The sequence below is a fragment of the Nonomuraea rubra genome, from assembly GCF_014207985.1.
Classification (GTDB): domain Bacteria; phylum Actinomycetota; class Actinomycetes; order Streptosporangiales; family Streptosporangiaceae; genus Nonomuraea; species Nonomuraea rubra.
In genome coordinates this window covers 1,896,747-1,912,575 of record NZ_JACHMI010000001.1, presented here as the reverse complement: position 1 = coordinate 1,912,575, position 15,829 = coordinate 1,896,747, and the positions used below count along the sequence as shown (strand labels likewise).

The 15,829-nt window shown below is 68.4% G+C and carries 17 protein-coding genes; 7 read left to right on the top strand and 10 right to left on the bottom strand.

Annotated features, from left to right (window positions below; genetic code table 11):
• Positions 1-11: 11 nt before the first annotated feature.
• From HD593_RS08910 to HD593_RS08900, 3 genes are all read left to right on the top strand, one after another.
• Positions 12-971 carry an IS481 family transposase gene (locus tag HD593_RS08910; RefSeq protein WP_185101714.1) on the top strand — a complete coding sequence of 320 codons (960 nt, stop codon included), beginning with the start codon at positions 12-14 and terminating at the stop codon, positions 969-971.
• Positions 972-1,120: 149 nt separating this feature from the next.
• On the top strand, positions 1,121-1,318 hold the full coding sequence (locus HD593_RS08905) for a hypothetical protein (RefSeq protein ID WP_185101713.1): 198 nt from the start codon (positions 1,121-1,123) through the stop codon (positions 1,316-1,318).
• Between the two features lie 307 nt (positions 1,319-1,625).
• On the top strand, positions 1,626-2,207 hold the full coding sequence (locus HD593_RS08900; RefSeq protein ID WP_185101712.1) for a hypothetical protein: 582 nt from the start codon (positions 1,626-1,628) through the stop codon (positions 2,205-2,207).
• A gap of 55 nt (positions 2,208-2,262) precedes the next feature.
• Here HD593_RS08900 and HD593_RS65040 read toward each other — a convergent pair whose 3' ends face one another.
• The 4 genes from HD593_RS65040 to HD593_RS08885 form a co-directional block, all read right to left on the bottom strand.
• Positions 2,263-2,598 carry a DUF6027 family protein gene (locus HD593_RS65040; protein WP_379478727.1) on the bottom strand — a complete coding sequence of 112 codons (336 nt, stop codon included), beginning with the start codon at positions 2,596-2,598 and terminating at the stop codon, positions 2,263-2,265.
• Between the two features lie 411 nt (positions 2,599-3,009).
• The gene (locus tag HD593_RS08895) at positions 3,010-3,315 is read right to left on the bottom strand and encodes a winged helix-turn-helix domain-containing protein (protein ID WP_185101711.1); all 306 of its coding nucleotides are present in this window, start codon (positions 3,313-3,315) and stop codon (positions 3,010-3,012) included.
• Positions 3,312-3,755: a hypothetical protein gene (locus HD593_RS08890; RefSeq protein ID WP_185101710.1), complete on the bottom strand. Its 444-nt coding sequence runs from the start codon at positions 3,753-3,755 to the stop codon at positions 3,312-3,314. The genes HD593_RS08895 and HD593_RS08890 overlap by 4 nt, the downstream gene beginning before the upstream one ends.
• A 622-nt stretch (positions 3,756-4,377) precedes the next feature.
• Positions 4,378-4,911 (bottom strand): hypothetical protein, encoded by a 534-nt coding sequence (locus HD593_RS08885; RefSeq protein ID WP_185101709.1) that lies wholly within the window; start codon positions 4,909-4,911, stop codon positions 4,378-4,380.
• A 540-nt stretch (positions 4,912-5,451) separates the two neighbouring features.
• Between HD593_RS08885 and HD593_RS08880 the strand changes: the two genes are divergently transcribed.
• Positions 5,452-7,248: an alkyl/aryl-sulfatase gene (locus tag HD593_RS08880; RefSeq protein ID WP_185101708.1), complete on the top strand. Its 1,797-nt coding sequence runs from the start codon at positions 5,452-5,454 to the stop codon at positions 7,246-7,248.
• 4 nt (positions 7,249-7,252) lie between these two features.
• Here the strand turns inward: HD593_RS08880 and HD593_RS08875 are convergent, their stop codons facing one another.
• The 3 genes from HD593_RS08875 to HD593_RS08865 are packed head-to-tail and all read right to left on the bottom strand — an operon-like array spanning position 7,253 to position 9,676.
• Positions 7,253-7,927, bottom strand: a complete 675-nt coding sequence (locus HD593_RS08875) for a GAP family protein (RefSeq protein WP_185101707.1) — start codon at positions 7,925-7,927, stop codon at positions 7,253-7,255.
• A complete protein-coding gene (locus HD593_RS08870) occupies positions 7,920-9,539 on the bottom strand; it encodes a SulP family inorganic anion transporter (protein WP_185101706.1) in 1,620 nt (539 codons plus the stop codon). Before HD593_RS08870 ends, HD593_RS08875 begins: the two co-directional genes overlap by 8 nt.
• Positions 9,536-9,676 carry a hypothetical protein gene (locus HD593_RS08865; protein WP_185101705.1) on the bottom strand — a complete coding sequence of 47 codons (141 nt, stop codon included), beginning with the start codon at positions 9,674-9,676 and terminating at the stop codon, positions 9,536-9,538. The genes HD593_RS08870 and HD593_RS08865 overlap by 4 nt, the downstream gene beginning before the upstream one ends.
• Positions 9,677-9,791: 115 nt before the next feature.
• Between HD593_RS08865 and HD593_RS08860 the strand changes: the two genes are divergently transcribed.
• Positions 9,792-11,570, top strand: coding sequence for a SulP family inorganic anion transporter (locus tag HD593_RS08860; RefSeq protein ID WP_185101704.1), 1,779 nt, complete (start codon positions 9,792-9,794; stop codon positions 11,568-11,570).
• 36 nt (positions 11,571-11,606) lie between these two features.
• On the opposite strand, the gene HD593_RS65035 is transcribed toward HD593_RS08860, so the two are convergent.
• Positions 11,607-11,888: a transposase gene (locus HD593_RS65035; RefSeq protein ID WP_350669273.1), complete on the bottom strand. Its 282-nt coding sequence runs from the start codon at positions 11,886-11,888 to the stop codon at positions 11,607-11,609.
• The gene (locus HD593_RS65030) at positions 11,813-12,241 is read right to left on the bottom strand and encodes a transposase (RefSeq protein ID WP_185101702.1); all 429 of its coding nucleotides are present in this window, start codon (positions 12,239-12,241) and stop codon (positions 11,813-11,815) included. The genes HD593_RS65035 and HD593_RS65030 overlap by 76 nt, the downstream gene beginning before the upstream one ends.
• Before the next feature lie 469 nt (positions 12,242-12,710).
• Here HD593_RS65030 and HD593_RS08845 point away from each other — a divergent pair, with 469 nt between their 5' ends.
• Positions 12,711-13,610 (top strand): GNAT family N-acetyltransferase, encoded by a 900-nt coding sequence (locus HD593_RS08845; protein ID WP_312903403.1) that lies wholly within the window; start codon positions 12,711-12,713, stop codon positions 13,608-13,610.
• An 855-nt stretch (positions 13,611-14,465) separates the two neighbouring features.
• On the opposite strand, the gene HD593_RS08840 is transcribed toward HD593_RS08845, so the two are convergent.
• Positions 14,466-14,654, bottom strand: a complete 189-nt coding sequence (locus HD593_RS08840; RefSeq protein WP_185101701.1) for a hypothetical protein — start codon at positions 14,652-14,654, stop codon at positions 14,466-14,468.
• Positions 14,655-14,728: 74 nt separating this feature from the next.
• Between HD593_RS08840 and HD593_RS08835 the strand changes: the two genes are divergently transcribed.
• A complete protein-coding gene (locus HD593_RS08835; protein ID WP_185101700.1) occupies positions 14,729-15,778 on the top strand; it encodes a LacI family DNA-binding transcriptional regulator in 1,050 nt (349 codons plus the stop codon).
• Positions 15,779-15,829: the final 51 nt, after the last annotated feature.

Below are 15,829 nucleotides of genomic sequence, written 5' to 3'. Positions count from 1 at the left end.
ACGGAGGCTTCATGTCCCACCGTAACGCCCGGCTGACCGTCCATGCCCGCCGACTGCTCGTCGATCGTGTTCAAGCGGGACGTCCAGTCGCGCATGTGGCCGCGGAGATGGGCGTCTCCCGGCCCACCGCCTACAAGTGGATCCGCCGCTGGCGTACCGAGGGCGAGGCCGGGCTGCTCGATCGCCCCAGCCGCCCGCACACCGTGCCGCACCGCACTCCCGCCGCAATCGAGGCCGAGGTCTGCCGGCTGCGCACCGGCCGCAAGCTTGGCCCGGCCCGCATCGGCCCGATTCTCGGCCTGCCCGCCTCCACCGTGCACCGCATCCTGACCCGCCACGGCCTGCACCGCCTGGCATGGCTGGATCGGCCCACCGGCCAGCCCATCCGCCGCTACGAACGCGCCCGGCCCGGCGAGCTGGTGCACGTCGACGTCAAGAAACTCGGCCGCATCCCCGACGGCGGCGGCTGGCGCATCCACGGCCGCGACCAGCGCAGCCACCACCCCAGCCGCACCATCGGCTTCGACTACATCCACTCGGCCGTCGACGACCACTCCCGGCTGGCCTACAGCGAAGTCCTGCCCGACGAAAAAGCCGCCACCTGCGCCGCCTTCCTCCGCCGCGCCGCCACCCACTTCGCCGGCCTGGGCATCACCCGCATCCACCGCGTACTCACCGACAACGCCCTGGCCTACCGCCGCGGCACCGCCTGGCACCAAGCCCTGGCCGACCTCGGCGCCACCGGCAAACACACCCGCCCCTACCGCCCCCAGACCAACGGCAAGGCCGAACGCTTCAACCGCACCCTGCTGGAGGAATGGGCCTACGCCCGGCCCTACGCCAGCAACAACGACCGCACCACCGCTCTGCCAGACTTCCTGCACACCTACAACCACCACCGATGCCACACCGCACTCGGCGGCCAGCCACCGATCACCCGTGTCAACAACCCAACGGGTCAATACATCTAGCAGCTGGCCGGCGTGAAGAAGGCGCTGATGTCTCACGCCTCTGCGCCAAGCAAGTTGAGCTGTCAGTTCAGGGATGGGGGCGCGTGGGGGTGGCAAGCCGCACCCTCATCCCATTCACCAGCGCCGCCAGTCAGATGCCCCAGCCTGGTATGACGATCCCCGGCGATCCGCACCAGCAGCCCGCCGACATCAAACAGCTCAATGCCTGGACCTTGGCTGACATCGAGCAGGTGCGGAACCACATCCTCGACAAGGACAACGACTTCCGGGACGACACGTTCTCCGTCCCTGTCGGCGCCAGGACCAAGCGCCGTCGCCCGAGGAGCCGCCGCCCGGCAAGCTGGTGAAACGTATCGCACCGGGCTGCCCCACTCTCAGTCTCAGCTGGCCTGGCCCATCCGCCGAGCTGTGACAGGTTCGCCTGGTGACGTCAGCCCTAGCACCGGGCCATGAATGGAGAACTTACGAGCGGGCCGTTCCGTGACACCGACACCGCTCCCGCTTGTGTCCGGAGTGAGGTCCGCCACAACCTCCGTCGAGCGCGTCACCATCCATGCCCTCCGGCCCTCTCAGGATGTGTCAAAGCCGAGCAGGAGCCGACCACCGTGGTACGGGCTTCCCTGCCCGGCATTCACTCCCTCAGGAGGTTCAGCCATGCGTGCATCGCTGGTTCGACGATCGGTGACATCGATGACCGCGGTACTGTCGCTGTCCGGAGTTCTGGTCGGCGCATCCCTGGCAGCGGCCTCTCCAGCCGCCGCCACCACCAACTGCTCGACCTGGGCCAAGAAGACCATCGCCCTACCGGGCAAGCCGGACCTTCTGGTCGAGGCCAGGACGTGCGTGCTCACGGACGGGAACTATCGAAAGGGCCGTGTCCAAGTTAAATGGTCACAGGACGGCCTTACCTACGGTAACCGGTTCGACAAGTTCGTGGTCCAGGCCCGGCTCGAACGCAGCATCGTCCATGCGACGACCAACTGCGACTACAGGCACGAGGTGAACAGCCAGGGCGGTGGTTCGGAGACCTGTGACACGCCCTTCAAGTACAGTTCCGTCGACGGCAGCTGGATCGGCGACGGAAAGATCGTCTACAACGTCAACAACGATGGCAAGGGCGACTACACGTGGGGGCTGAAGGGCTCCCCGTCGTTGCTGAGCGCTCCTGGCGAGGAGGACGACACCGTCGAGAACCCGGCTCCGGATCCCGCCGACACACCTGAGCCGACCACCTGATCTGCACCATGGCCTAGCGCGGCCATGACCCCCTCGGCGCCTCCGCCCTGCGGCATCAGGGCGCGGCAGGTGGTTGCGGCTCTCCTGGCTGCTGGGCCGGGTAGACCTCAGGATCGTCCAGGGTCACCTTCAGACAGGCGATCATCTGCCGTGGCCGGTGGTGGGCGGCGAGACTGAGCTCATCGCCGTCCGCGGCTTCAGCGGCGGCGATGGGCTCCAGCAGCCGGGGTAGCTCCGCCTGTGCGGAGTTCGGATCTTCAGGCCGGTAGCAAGCTGCGGACCCACAAGACGGCTCCCCGGAGATGAAGACCGGCCAGGTGACTGTCGGGGTCTTGTCCAAGCGGGAGGCCCGCCCACGCCACTCCTTGACACGTTTGACGCACCGCTCCACGGTGTTGCGCTCCTTGTGTGGACGGCGCGGGCTATGAGGTCGCTGTGGTAGGCGCCCCGGGTGTGCGCGGAGGCGCCGGCGGTGGCCAGATCGGCGCGGGATTCGTCGAGGTGCAAGACGAGTGGGTGGGCTGCGAAGGCATGGAATCCGGCGTTAACCACGTCTTGAAGACCGCGATGGCAGGGTAACCTTGACCTGCGGAAATCCCGTTACGCCGGATACCGTCCAAATCTCTCTGACCCCGGCCCGACGGGCGGGCCGTCGTCGTCGGATCCCCACCCGGCGGAGGCCGCCGGGTCGTAGGAGCTCAGTGGGTGCCGCCGATTTCCACGCCGTCGACCAGGACCAGGAACTCGATTCGTCCCGGGATGGGACGTCCATCATGCCTGCCACAATCAGTCGTTTCTGTGTCTAAGCGCGACGGGTACCATCCGTGATCTGCTGAAGTATGGATGTGTAGTTCTGGAAGGCGTCCCGCCCTTCGTCGGTCAAGGCCAGCCAGGTTCGGGGGCGCTTGCCGACGAAGCCCTTCGTGGCCCGCACGTAGCCTGCCTTCTCCAGCGTGTTGATGTGCTTGGACAGTAGCGAGTCGCTGACCTCGATCGTGTCCCTCAAGAAGCCGAACTCAACCGCTTCCGCGGCCGCGAGCATGGCCATGATGGACAGCCGCACCGGAGCGTGGATGATCTCGTCGAGCGCGTGCCGTGGATGGCTCACTGGTCCTCCGCGGAGCGAAAGATGCGCACCGCGCCATACAGCAGTGGGGCGCCTGCGATCAGTGCCACCAGTACATCGGCCATCACCCACAGCGGGCTCGGGTCCCGCGGGTGCAGGAACATGTTGTAGACCGCCCCGATCACGGTCGTCCCTACGAACGCGTAGGTGACGGAACGCGAGAGCCGGGACTGCAACCGGCCGTAGACCCGCTGGCGGGCCAGGTAGAGGGCGCCTGCCACGACGAGGGCGATGGGAACCCAGATGGCGTAGTCCCTGACCGCTTCTGGGCCGAGCAGCGTGATCAGCCAGTAGGCGGTGTTCCCGAGCCACATTCCCAGGAAGAACCACGCGCCCTGGCGGCTGGACTTCCGTACGGTGTCCCGCGCGCGGCCCACTTCACGAAGAGCGGCCTCTGCTGACAAGTCGTCATGTTCCGACATCTTTCCTCCTGGTCATATATTTTACTGCTAGTAGAGTACTCAACCATCGTTCAAGTGTCCAAGAGCAAATCAGTAACTCCAAGTGGGAGCCCGCCATCATCTGCAGCCCGGAGTTGAGAGCGCGGTGCGGCCGGAAGGATGCCGGAGGATCGAGCAGCTCCTCCAGCACCGGTGCCCGCATGCCGGGCGCTCGAGACAGCAGCCAGTGCAGCAGGGTGGTGCCATTGTGGGGGCAGACCGGCGACGAAGATCGGCTGGTGCGGCGGGCGGTGAGCGAGCGTCTCTGGCCAGCCAGTGACGTGCTCGGCGATTCGCAGGCGGATCGCCGGCCTGTGGACGATGTCGTGGCGCAGCGTCAGGCGGCCGATGGGTGCCAAGCCGGGTGCGGTGGAGAAGGCGCGCCACAGCACGGTCATGCCGTCCCGGAAGGCGGCATCGACGCACCGGCCGGTCTCCTCCAGAGGTCTGGCCTGTTCCGCCAGCTCGGCGATCGGCTCGGCGGGCCGGTCAGTCGGCGGTGGAACGCCAATGGCCTTGTTGACCAGCGGGACGCAGGCCGCTTGCCGGTTCGTGCACGCTCCCCTTCCGGGTTGCCCAAGGGGTGCTGTCGCGGTGGGGCCGCTCAGGCGAAGGTGATGGCGCCCACGGTGTAAATGCCGGCGACGGTCCCGAGACCGAGTGTGCAGGTGAGGATGTCGGTGGCCGGGCCGGTCTGGTTACTCACCACGCTGTCGCCGGCGAACAGGCCGGAGGAGACAACGCCGGTCACCACCGAGGTGTACACACCGGCGACGATCTGGGTGGTGAAGTTCAGGGTTAGCGTGCTGGTCTGGCCCGTGTTCCAGGTGATGTGCGAGGTGGAGGTGCCTGTTCCGGCCAGGGTCAGGCAACTGCGGTTCGGTACCGGGAAGGTGCCGGAGGTGGTGCCGGACGTTATGGCAGGCACGCTGGTGGAGGTGCACGGTCCGAACAGGTTGGTCGAGGTGACCGTCACGGTCTGTGGCATGGTGGTGAGTGGCGGGTCGAAGGTGACGGTTGAGCTGGTGGGCGGCAGGCACACCAGATCGCCGGGGGCGGCCTGCGCCGAGGAGGGCACTAGGACGAGACCGACGGCGACCGTCATCGCGGTCAGCAGGGTGATGGCGGAACGGATCACAACGGCTCCTTGTCCAGGTAGGGATCTTCTCGGCGGGGGAAGCGTCCTCCCGACGTCACCCCGAGCCGCGTCCGCGCATGACAGCGGATCATCGCCGAACCGTGATAGTGGTCATGTGCTCTGCGGTGGGCGGCGAAGCGGCCGGGTCCGGATGGTGCCCGGCGTCGTCCCGTGGCATGGGGAGGGTCCATTCGATGGTCCCGGTTCTCCGGTCTCCTGGTTCGGCTCCTCAGGGGTAAGCCACCTCGTTTCCGGTGTGGCGTCGGCACCGACATCACGGACCGGCCCGCCTGCTGTCAACCTGGTGGCGAAGGGATGCCAGACGACGATCGACCTTCAGCATCCGCTCGTGAAGCAGGGCTGTCACCCGTCACGCGATGTCCGCATCCGGCCAGTTCACTGCAGGCGCCGTAAGCTGCGGTGTGGTGACGCGTTCGATGCGAAGAGACGGCGTGAGGCCCCGAAAAGAGATGGTCATGAGCGGGTGAAAGTACCGGCTGCGGCCGGGCGGCAGCACTCACCACAGGGAAGGTCGCTTTCATGGCAGATCTTCCTTTTGGTGACCGGTCGGACTTCGAGGCCGCCGACCGTGGATTCGTGGCCGCGTTGAGCCCCGCGGTGGTCAGGGCCGACGGCCGTGTCGTGTGGGACAGCGACTCCTTTGGCTTCCTGGCGCAGGAGTGCCCTGACAGTGCGCATCCCAGCTTGTGGCGGCAGGGGCAGTTGTGCGTCAAGCAGGGGCTGTATGAGGTGAGCGACGGCATTTACCAGGTACGTGGCCTGGATCTGTCGAACATGACGCTGATCGAGGGCGAGCGCGGGGTCATTGTGGTCGATCCGCTGCTGTCGGTCGAGTGCGCGGCGGCGGGGCTGAAGTTGTATCGCGAGCAGCGTGGCGAGCGTCCAGTCACCGCGGTGATCTATACCCATTCGCACGCCGACCACTTCGGCGGGGTGCGTGGCGTTACCGATGGCAGCGTGCCGATCGTGGCCCCGGCCGGGTTTATGGAGCACGCGGTGTCGGAGAACGTCTACGCCGGTACCGCGATGAACCGTCGTGCCACTTACATGTACGGGCCGGCCCTGCCCCGTTCGCCGGAAGGGCAGATCGGGGCCGGGCTGGGCCTGACCACCTCGACCGGCACGATTTCCCTCATCCCGCCGAGCAAGGACATCACGCGCACCGGGCAGGAGGAGACGCTGGATGGGGTGCGGATCGTCTTCCAGCTCACCCCGGGCACCGAGGCGCCGGCGGAGATGAACTTCCTCATCCCCGGCCGCCGGGCGTTGTGTATGGCCGAGAACGCCACGCACAACCTGCACAACGTGCTCACCCTGCGCGGCGCGCTGGTCCGCGACACGCGCGTCTGGTCCCGCTATCTGACCGAGGCGATCGCTCTGTTCGCCGGCCAGGCCGACGTCGTGTTCGCCTCACACCACTGGCCCACCTGGGGCAACGAGAACATCGTCACCTTCCTGTCGCAGCAGCGCGACATGTACGCCTACCTGCACGATCAGACGCTGCGGATGCTGAACAAGGGCATGACCGGCACCGAGATCGCCGAGGCCATGCGGATGCCGCCCGCGCTGGAGCAGGCCTGGCACACCCACGGCTACTACGGCTCGGTCAGCCACAACGTCAAGGCGATCTACCAGCGCTATCTGGGCTGGTTCGACGGCAACCCGGCCCACCTGTGGGAGCATCCGCCGGTCGAGCAGGCGCGCCGCTACGTCGAGTGCATGGGCGGGCGCGAGGGCGTCCTGGCCTTCGCCCGCCGCTACCTCGACGACGGCGACCTGCGGTTCGCCGCCTCGCTGCTCAACCACGCCGTCTTCGCCGACGAGCACGACGAGCAGGCGCGCGCGATGCTCGCCGAGGTCTACACCCGGCTCGGCCACGGCGCCGAGAACGGCACCTGGCGTAACTTCTACCTGGTCGGCGCGCTGGAGCTGACGGGCGGCGTCGTGCCCGCCGACATCGACACCACCTCGCCGGAGATGATCGCGGCCCTGACCGTCGAGCAGGTCTTCGACTCCCTGGCCATCCGCGTCGACGGTCCCAAGGCGTGGAACGAGACTCTGGCCATCGACTGGCGGTTGACTGACCTGAACCAGCGCCATCGCACCACGCTGTCCAACGGCGTGCTCATCCACCAGCCCGATCCGCGGCCGCAGCCGGTGGACCTGACGCTCACGCTCACCCAGGGGCAGCTGATCGGCCTGCTCACCGGCCGATCAGCCGACGGCATCGAGCACGAGGGCGACATGGACGTCCTGCGCCGCCTGAGGGCCGTGCTGGAGGATCCGGATCCCGCGTTCGCGATCGTGACGCCGTAACCCCTCAGGCGAGCAGGCCGCGCAGGCCCTTGGCGAGGAACAGCAGGCCGAAGACCAGGATCAGCAGCAGGGTGAGGGCCCCGTTGTGCTGGATCAGCCAGCCGCGCATGCGGTGCAGTCGCTGATCGCCGCCCGCGCTGAGCGCGGTGGCGTAGGGGGCGAGCACCCCGATGCTGCCGATGATCACGAACACGGCGGCCAGGACGAGCTGCCTGCCGAACGGCAATGGCTCCTGACCGGCGGCGATGGCGCCGCCGGCCAGCGAGGCGAAGTTGACCGGGTTGGCCACGATGAGCAGCGCCGCCACGCCGATGATCTTGGGTGGGGTCATGGTGTCCATCGCGGCGATCCAGCGGGGCACCTCAGGAGTCTTACCCGCCGTGCGGCGGGCGGCCCTGCGGATGCCGGCCACGGCCATCAGCAGCAGGAGCACGCCGATGACCAGGGCCAGCCAGGAGACCCAGGCGGGCCTGGCATGGCCGGTGACGCCAAGGGCGCCCAGCAGGGCGATGAGCGCGATCAGTACCACCCAGCTCGTGACCAGCCAGGTGACCACGAACAGCAGAGCCTTGGCGCGGCCGTTGGCGCTGATCAGCAGGGCGATGACGGCCACGACCGGGAACGGTGAGACGATCAGCCCCAGGGTGTAGGGCAGCATGTCGGCGAACGCCTTACCCATGATCACTCTCCCGGTAGGCGGCGGCCGCGGCCTCGTTGGAGTCGTAGAAGGTCAGATCGGTCAGGCCGTAGTGCGCCAGCAGGTCGCGCAGGCCGGTGGTGGCTCGCGAGATGGCGAAGACGACGCCGCGTTCACGCAGCATGTCCGTGATTTCGCGCAGGGCTTGGGCGCCGGTGGTGTCGACGTCGCTGATCGCCTCGGCGTCCAGGACGATCCATTGAGCGCCCCGGTGGGCCAGGCTGGTGACCTCACGTTTGAACGTGTCGGCGTTGGCGAAGAACAGCTGGCTTTCGAATCGGTACACCACGAACGGGCTGTCGGCGGGGCCCTGGATGTAGCGGCCGTGCTCGCCCGGGCCCAGGGTGGCGGTGCTGGGCCGGGAGGCCCGCCGCACCACGTCCACGGCCGAGAGCAGGAACGCGATGACCACGGCGGTCAGGGAGCCGAACACGGGCACGCCGAGCAGGCACACCACGGCGATCCAGAACTCCGAGCGGCGCAGCCGCCACAGCTCGGCTAGCTTACGCACATCGATGAGCCGGATCACGGCGACGGCGACGATGCCGGCCAGGGCGGTATTGGGCAGATAGGCGAGCACGCCGGAGAAGAAGGCGACCAGAACGGCGACCACGATCGCGCAGATGAGGCTGGGGAGCTGGGAGCGGGAGCCGGCGGCGTCCATCGCGGCGGTACGCGAGGCGCTGGAGCCGACGGTCATCGACTGCGTGAACCCGGCGGCGACGTTGGCCAGCCCGAAGGCCCGCAGCTCGGTGTTGGCATCCAGCCGGTAGTGGTGCTGCTCGGCGTAACGGCGCGCGGTGAGCAGGCCATCGGCCAGCGTGACCGCGCAGATGGCGATCGCGCCGGGGACGAGCGCGGCCCACTGGCCGAGCGTGATGGCCGGCCAGTGCAGGACCGGCAGCCCGGACGGCACGTGGCCGAGGACGGAGACGCCGTGGGTGTCGAGCCCGGCCCAGGCCACCACCGCCGTGGCGATGACGAGCGCGATCAGCGGGCCGGGCAGCGCGGGGGCGAGCCGGCGCAGCGCGACGATCACCAGCATGGTCGCGACGCCGACGACGACGCTCCACCCATGGGCCTGCGGGATCTTGGTGATGATCTCCCACAGCTCGCCGAAGAACCGCTCGGCCGTGGTGTGGATGCCGAGGATCTTCTTCACCTGGCTGGTGAGGATCTCGACCGCCAGCCCGGCGATGAACCCGACCAGGACCGGCTCGGACAGGAAGTTCGCCAGGAACCCCAGCTTGAAGGCGTAGAAGAGCAGGAACACCACCGCGCAGACGAGCGCCTGGGCGTAGGCGAGCTCGACGTACTGCGGACTGCCCGGCCGGGCGACGATCGCGACCAGCAGCGAGGCGATGAGCGCGGCGATCGGCGCGTCCGGGCTGGCCACCAGCTGACGCGAAGAGCACACCAGCGCGAACACCAGCATCGGCACGATCGCCGCGTACAACCCGGCGATCGGCGGCAACCCGGCGATCTGCGCGTAGCCGATGTTGAGCGGGATGGCCAGCGCCGCCAGCGTGACCCCAGCACTGATCTCCCTGGGCCAGCGCAGCGGGCCGCGGATCCCCACAGCGAACCAGGTCACAGCGGCCCGCCGAGCGCCTTGCCGGTCAGCACCACGCCGGTGACCGCCGACGACGCGGGCATCACCGTTGTGGCCTGGATCGGGCTGATCACTGCACCCGGCGCGACAGGCGGTGGCCCGCCCAGATCCGCGTTCATCCTTCTCCTCCCGTCGCGGGCTGGCTTACCCCCTTTGAACAGGGATGATGCTTGGCGATCTGCCAGGCTTCGCCTTGCTGCGGCCGGGCTATGGCACCAGGCAGGAGAATCTCCGGTGAGGGAAGGGGGCTGGGTGGGCTGGTCCGCCGTTCCCGGGTGGGCGGCGCTGCGCGGCTACCGGCGCGCGTGGCTGCGCCCGGATCTGCTCGCGGCGCTGTCGCTGTGGGCGGTGCTGGTGCCGCAGGCGTTCGCCTACGCCCAACTGGCCGGGCTGCCCGCGGCAGCGGGCCTGTACACCGCGCTCGGCGCGATGATCGGCTACGCGTTCTTCGGCGGCAGCCGATTGCTGAACGTCGGCCCCGAGTCGTCGGTCGCGATCGTGGTCGCCAGCGCGCTCGCCGCCGCCCCGGGCCGGGACCAGCCGGCCGCAGCAGCCCAGCTCGCCCTGCTGGTCGCGATCTTCCTGCTGATCGGGTACATGGTCCGCGCGGGCGTGCTGATGCGGCTGCTGTCCACTCCCGTACTGACCGGCTACCTGGCGGGCTCCGGCGTGGTGATCATCGCCAGCCAGCTGGGCAAGGTGACCGGCATCAGCGCGAACGGCACACCCCTGGCCAAGACCGGCGCCGTGCTGAGCCACCTCGCGGACCTGAACCCATGGGCGCTCGGGTACGCGGTCGGGACCGCCGCGGCCGTGCTGCTGATCGGTCACTACGCCAAGCGCCTGCCTGGCCCGCTGATCGCCCTGGCCGTGGCGACCGCCGTCGTCGCGCTGGCCGGGCTCGGCGACCGGCTGGACGTCCTCGGCCCGGCCGAGGGCGGCCTGCCGATCCCGCGCCTGCCCTGGAACGGTCCACCGGCCGGCACGCCGGCCGACATGGTGCACCTGATCGGCCCTGCCCTGAGCATCGCCCTGCTGGTGTATGCGAGCAGCGTGCTCACCGCCCGCTCCCTGGCAGCCAAGCAGGGCAAGGACGCCGACGCGCAGCAGGAGTTCCTCGGACTGGCCGCCGCCAACGCCGGAGCGGCGCTGCTGGGCGGCTTCCCCGCCAACGGCAGCGACTCGCGCAGCGCCCTGCTGGCCGGATCGGGCGCACGCAGCCGGATGGCGGGGCTGGGCGCCGCCGTCGCCGTGGTGGTCACCCTGCTGGTGCTGATGCCGCTGATCCGGGACATGCCGCAGGCCGCGCTCGGCGCTGTGATCATTCTCACCGCCGCCCGGCTGGTCGATGTGCCAGCCTTCCGCAGGTTGTGGCGGATCCGCCGCGCCGACTTCGTGCTCGCGGCCCTTACCGCGCTCGGCGTGCTGACGTTCGGCGTGCTGCAGGGCATCGGAGTCGGCGTGCTCGTCTCGCTGCTGGAGGTTCTCCGCCGCGCGGTCATGCCCTACACCGCGGTCCTCGGCCGCACCGGAGAGACCCACGCCTACCGCGACATCGCCCACTACCGCGACGCCGAAACCCTACCCGGACTGGTCGTCTACCGCTTCGACGCGCCGCTGTTCTTCGCCAACGCCGACGTGCTGCGCACCGAACTACGCCGCCTGATGACCGGCGCGGACCCACCGGTACGCCAGATCGTCCTGGACACCGAGGCCATCTACGACATGGACACCACCGGCGCCGAGGTCCTGCACCGCGTCGCCGACGACTGCGACCAGGCAGGCGTGCGGCTGTCCCTAGCCCGCACCCGCACCCCCGTGCGCACCCTCATGCGCGACACCGGCCTGGACGAACGCATCCGCTTCTTCCACCACGTGGCCGACGCGGTCGCCGCCTACCGCGCCGAACACCCCGGCCTGGAGCCAGGGCAACGGCCGACGCATCCACACCGCCGAAGCCTCCTCGACCGGCTGCGCGCCCTGCTGAACCGGCCGCCATCAGGCGCCTCATGAACAGTGGACTTGATCCAGTTTGACGGACATCCGAGATCAGGGGTTCGTCCCCGGGAGGAATCTCAATGACTGTGTCAAGCCGTCTGGGCGAGTGGTGAGGCAGGGGTGTAGCACCGCTTGTCTCGCACGATCGCCCATAGCACGTCCACTCGGCACGTCACGATCGGGCTGCCCGACCTCCGTGACCATCACCGTCATCATTAGGCCGAACGTGTCCACGACCAGGTGACGCTTCCTACCCCCTACCTTCTTACCCGCATCGTACGAGCGTGAGCGTCCGGTCTCAGTGGCCGCGGCGCGCACCGATTGAGAATCGATAACGCCGGCGACCGGGTTGGGGCAGCGACCCGCACGCAGCCGGACAGCGCGACGGAGCTCGTCACGGATCCGGTTGAAGACCCCAGCCCTGGTCCAGCGACCAAGTGAACCCGAACACAGTGTGAAGGCGGGGGTATCCGTGGCAACGCCCTCCATTTCGTGGCGTTGTCCATGATGCACCTGATCGCGTCGCACACGTCACGGCGGTGATGCTTCTCCGGGCGACCATCCCTGGGCGTCCGACATGCGGGAACCGGCAACAAAGGCTCGATCAAGGCCCGCTCTGCGTCGGAAGCGGCGGAGGGATAAAACCGCGGCTCACGACCGTAAACGGGAGTATTGACACCCTTCACCTTAGATCCCGGGGGTCAGCACAGCTTCTTTTCGGGCCGATCTACTCAACGCGCGTTAGCACGACGACCGCCTCCGTCTGCGCGTCATTAGCCTTGGGGCCACCGCCCCTCCAACGCCCTTGGACAGGCGGTGGACCAAGACGTCGGGCTTCCACCGAACGAGGATCTGAATGTCCTCCGCGGCCGGATGGCCGAACTCGAGAGGCTCGTCCAAAGTCTGCGTGATCAGGTCTTTGGCCTCACTGACGACGTCCACGCCGCCAGCGTGACCAATCGAGAGCTAACGGTACGCCTCAATGATCGACTGTGAACTTGGCGATGAGTTTTCGATCTTGGATCGTGCAGGGCTGAATCGGCCATGCCGAACGGAGTACGGGATACATCTGGACGATCCATACGTCTACAGATATCAACTCATCAACTACCATGTATTGGACATATCGCCCTAGGTCCTCTTAGCGTTCGTCGGGTGACGGAGCGACGCGCGATCCTCAGCGGATCGGCCTTCGAGGAACAAATCGAGTACACCAGGGCCGTCGTCGACGGCGACCGTGTGCACGCACCGGGGACCGCCGGATTCGATCACTCGACCACGACGATCTCGGCCATAATCAGGGAACTCCATGCGAACGAGGAGTTCGAGCAGGTCGACGAATTGTTCCGGCGAATCTGGGGGTTTGAGCCAGGCAGCCGGCCGATCACCGCAGGGCTAATGCGGGCGCTGACACACGCGGGCAACTACGTCTCCGGCGCCTTCGACGGCGATCGGATGATCGGGGCGTCGGTGGGCTTCTTCGGGCAGGACTCGACCCTGCACTCGCAGAACACGGGCACGGCAGCGGGCCAGGGCATCGGCTTCGAGCTGAAGCTGCACCAGCGGCTGTGGGCGCTAGACCGCGGGATCTCCCGGATCACCTGGACCTACGACCCGCTGGTCCGCCGCAACGCGCACTTCAACCTGGCCAAGCTGGGCGCGCGGCCGGCAAAGTACCTGCCGAACTTCTACGGCGTGATGGCCGACGCCATCAACCACGGCGACGAGTCCGACCGGATCCTGGCCGTGTGGCCGCTGACAGATCCCAGGGTCGAGGCAGCGGCACGGCGGGAGCCGTGCCTGCCGTCGGTGCCTGAGGACGCCGTGGTGGGGCTGGCGGACGACGGCGACCGCCCGGTCGAGGGCCGTACCGACGGGCGCGTGGTGCTAGTCGCCGTCCCCGAAGACATCGAGCGGCTGCGCGGGGTGGACACCGGCGCCGCCAGGGCGTGGCGGCACGCCGTACGCGACGTGCTGGGCGCCCTCATGGAGGAGGGCGCCACGGTGACCGGCTTCCATCGCAAGACCTACTACGTGGTCGAGAGGAACATATGAAGATCACTGGGGTGGAGCTGCGGCGGATAGCGATGTCGTTAGTCGCGTTCCGGACGTCGTTCGACACCGTGACGACACATGACGTGCTGCTGGTACGCGTGGTCACCTCGACGCCAAGGGATGGGCTGAGTCCGCGTTGGAAGGCGAGATCACCGATCACCTCGGCTCATGACCAGCACGACGCGGCCGGGAAGAACAGCGGCAACAGCCGCACCGACTACCTGGTAACCGACGTGGGCCCGGCGGAGGTGCGAGCGCCGCGTAGGCCAGCGCGAGACGTTCCCGCGCTGTCTTCGGATTCGGGGAGCGGCTTTGCCAACGTTGGCGGCCTTGCGCGTCGCCCGGTTCGCCTTGAACGTTGATAGCCGCCACGACGCACGTGGCCATGGCCATACTGACGTGATAAATGCGACGACCTCGGCTCCCGTCAGCCCGGTCGTGGAGTGACGGCGAAGGTCGCCGCCCCGAGGACGGGGGACGTAACGGCCGCGACGAGGAGAACAAAGTACTGCCTGAGCCAGCCGTCCCCTTTCGGGGCCCACCCATCGGGTCATCGGCGGGCTCCGAATGCCTGTCGCCGAGTCCGTTCACCCATACGCGCCCGGCCGGAGTTCAGCTCGACTAACCACACCGGCTGCAGGGCACCTTTATCCCCACACCTTGGCGTCGTCGCATTCGGTTGTCCTGCGTTCGGCCTCATCGGTCGGCGGCTCCCCGGCCGCCACCGCGTTCCGCTGGCCGTTGGCCAGTGGAAGGTCGTCGGAGATCCCTGCCGGCCAGGTGGTCAGCGTCTCCGCCTCGCCGCCCTCCGGGGGTATCCGATACAGCTGGATGGCGCCTGGCGTGCCTGCAGCATCAGATGGCCCGGCAAGCAGGATCCAGCCGGTCGGCGGTCCATCTGAGCGAGTACGCCAGCCGGTGACGGACCCCTCTCGCCGGCCGGCCCGCCCCGTACGGCCGGCGCGGCGCCCCCGGCAGCGCCTCTTCCAAGGACTCCCGGTACCCCATCACGGTCTGATGAGCGAGCACTTGCATGGCATCCATATGACTCTCCTTAATCAATTAAGAGCTTAATCAATTAAGAACGGTGGTGCAAGGCTTTTCGATACGGTGGGGCCATGGCCAAGGTCACGCTCCAGACGATCGCCGACCGCCTCGGTGTGTCCCGGGCCACCGTGTCCTACGCCTTCTCCCGCCCCGACCAGCTCAGCGACGGGCTCCGGCAGCGAATCCTCCAGGTGGCCGACGAACTCGGCTACGCCGGCCCCAATCCCACCGCGCGTTCCCTTAGGCTCGGCCGGGCGGGCGCGCTCGGCCTGCTGTTCAGCGAGACGCTGGCGTACGCGTTCGCCGACCCGTACGCGATCGGCTTCTTTCAGGGGCTGGCCACCGCGGCAGAAGACGCGGGCGTGGGCCTGCTCATCCTGCCGCTGCCGCACGGCGACCGGCGCAGCGACACGGTCAGGGACGCGGTGGTCGATGCGTTCTGCGTGATGTCACTGCCCGACGGGCATCCGGCTCTGGCGGAGGTGCTGGCCAGAAAGCTGCCCGTCGTGGTGGTGGACGAGCCGTACGTGCCGGGGCATCCCTTCCTCGGCATCGACGAGCCGGCGGCAGGCGCGGCGGCGGCGCGGCACGTGCTGGAGCTCGGGCACCGGCGCCTGGGGGTCGCCATGGTCGGGCTGCACGAGGACGGCTACACCGGCTGGGCCGACCAGGAGCGGCAGCGGGGCGCGGCGTTCGAGGCCATGCGGGCGCGGCGCGGCGGCTACCAGACGGCCTGCGAGCAGGCCGGTCTCGACTGGGCCGGAGTGCCGTTCTACGAGGTGGCGCGCAACTCGCGCGAGGCGGGACGGCGGGCGGGGCACGCGCTGCTCGGCCGGGAGCCGCGGCCGACCGCGATCCTCACCAACACCGACGTACTGGCGCTCGGCATCCTGGACGCTGCCGCCGACCTGGGGCTGGAGGTGCCCGGACAGCTGTCGATAGTGGGGTTCTCCGACAGCGCCGCCGAGGAAGCCGGGCTCACCACGATCCGGCAGGCCAAGCAGGAGATCGGGGAGACGGCCGGTCGACTCCTGCTATCGGGGAGCGCGGCCACGCCCGAGCGGCGGCTGTTCCCGCACGAGCTGGTCGTCCGCTCCTCCACCGCCCCGCCAACCCGCTGACCAGGCCAGCGGCGATCGCGAGGGCAGTGGGCCTCATGGCGGCGACGAGAG

What these genes read in the sequence shown, in the direction of transcription:
- HD593_RS08910 (WP_185101714.1), top strand. Translation starts at nt 12, where the DNA reads ATGTCCCACCGTAACGCCCGGCTGACCGTCCATGCCCGCCGACTGCTC.
- HD593_RS08905 (WP_185101713.1), top strand. Translation starts at nt 1,121, where the DNA reads ATGACGATCCCCGGCGATCCGCACCAGCAGCCCGCCGACATCAAACAG.
- HD593_RS08900 (WP_185101712.1), top strand. Translation starts at nt 1,626, where the DNA reads ATGCGTGCATCGCTGGTTCGACGATCGGTGACATCGATGACCGCGGTA.
- HD593_RS08890 (WP_185101710.1), bottom strand. Translation starts at nt 3,755, where the DNA reads ATGTCGGAACATGACGACTTGTCAGCAGAGGCCGCTCTTCGTGAAGTG.
- HD593_RS08880 (WP_185101708.1), top strand. Translation starts at nt 5,452, where the DNA reads ATGGCAGATCTTCCTTTTGGTGACCGGTCGGACTTCGAGGCCGCCGAC.
- HD593_RS08875 (WP_185101707.1), bottom strand. Translation starts at nt 7,927, where the DNA reads ATGGGTAAGGCGTTCGCCGACATGCTGCCCTACACCCTGGGGCTGATC.
- HD593_RS08865 (WP_185101705.1), bottom strand. Translation starts at nt 9,676, where the DNA reads ATGAACGCGGATCTGGGCGGGCCACCGCCTGTCGCGCCGGGTGCAGTG.
- HD593_RS08840 (WP_185101701.1), bottom strand. Translation starts at nt 14,654, where the DNA reads ATGGATGCCATGCAAGTGCTCGCTCATCAGACCGTGATGGGGTACCGG.
- HD593_RS08835 (WP_185101700.1), top strand. Translation starts at nt 14,729, where the DNA reads ATGGCCAAGGTCACGCTCCAGACGATCGCCGACCGCCTCGGTGTGTCC.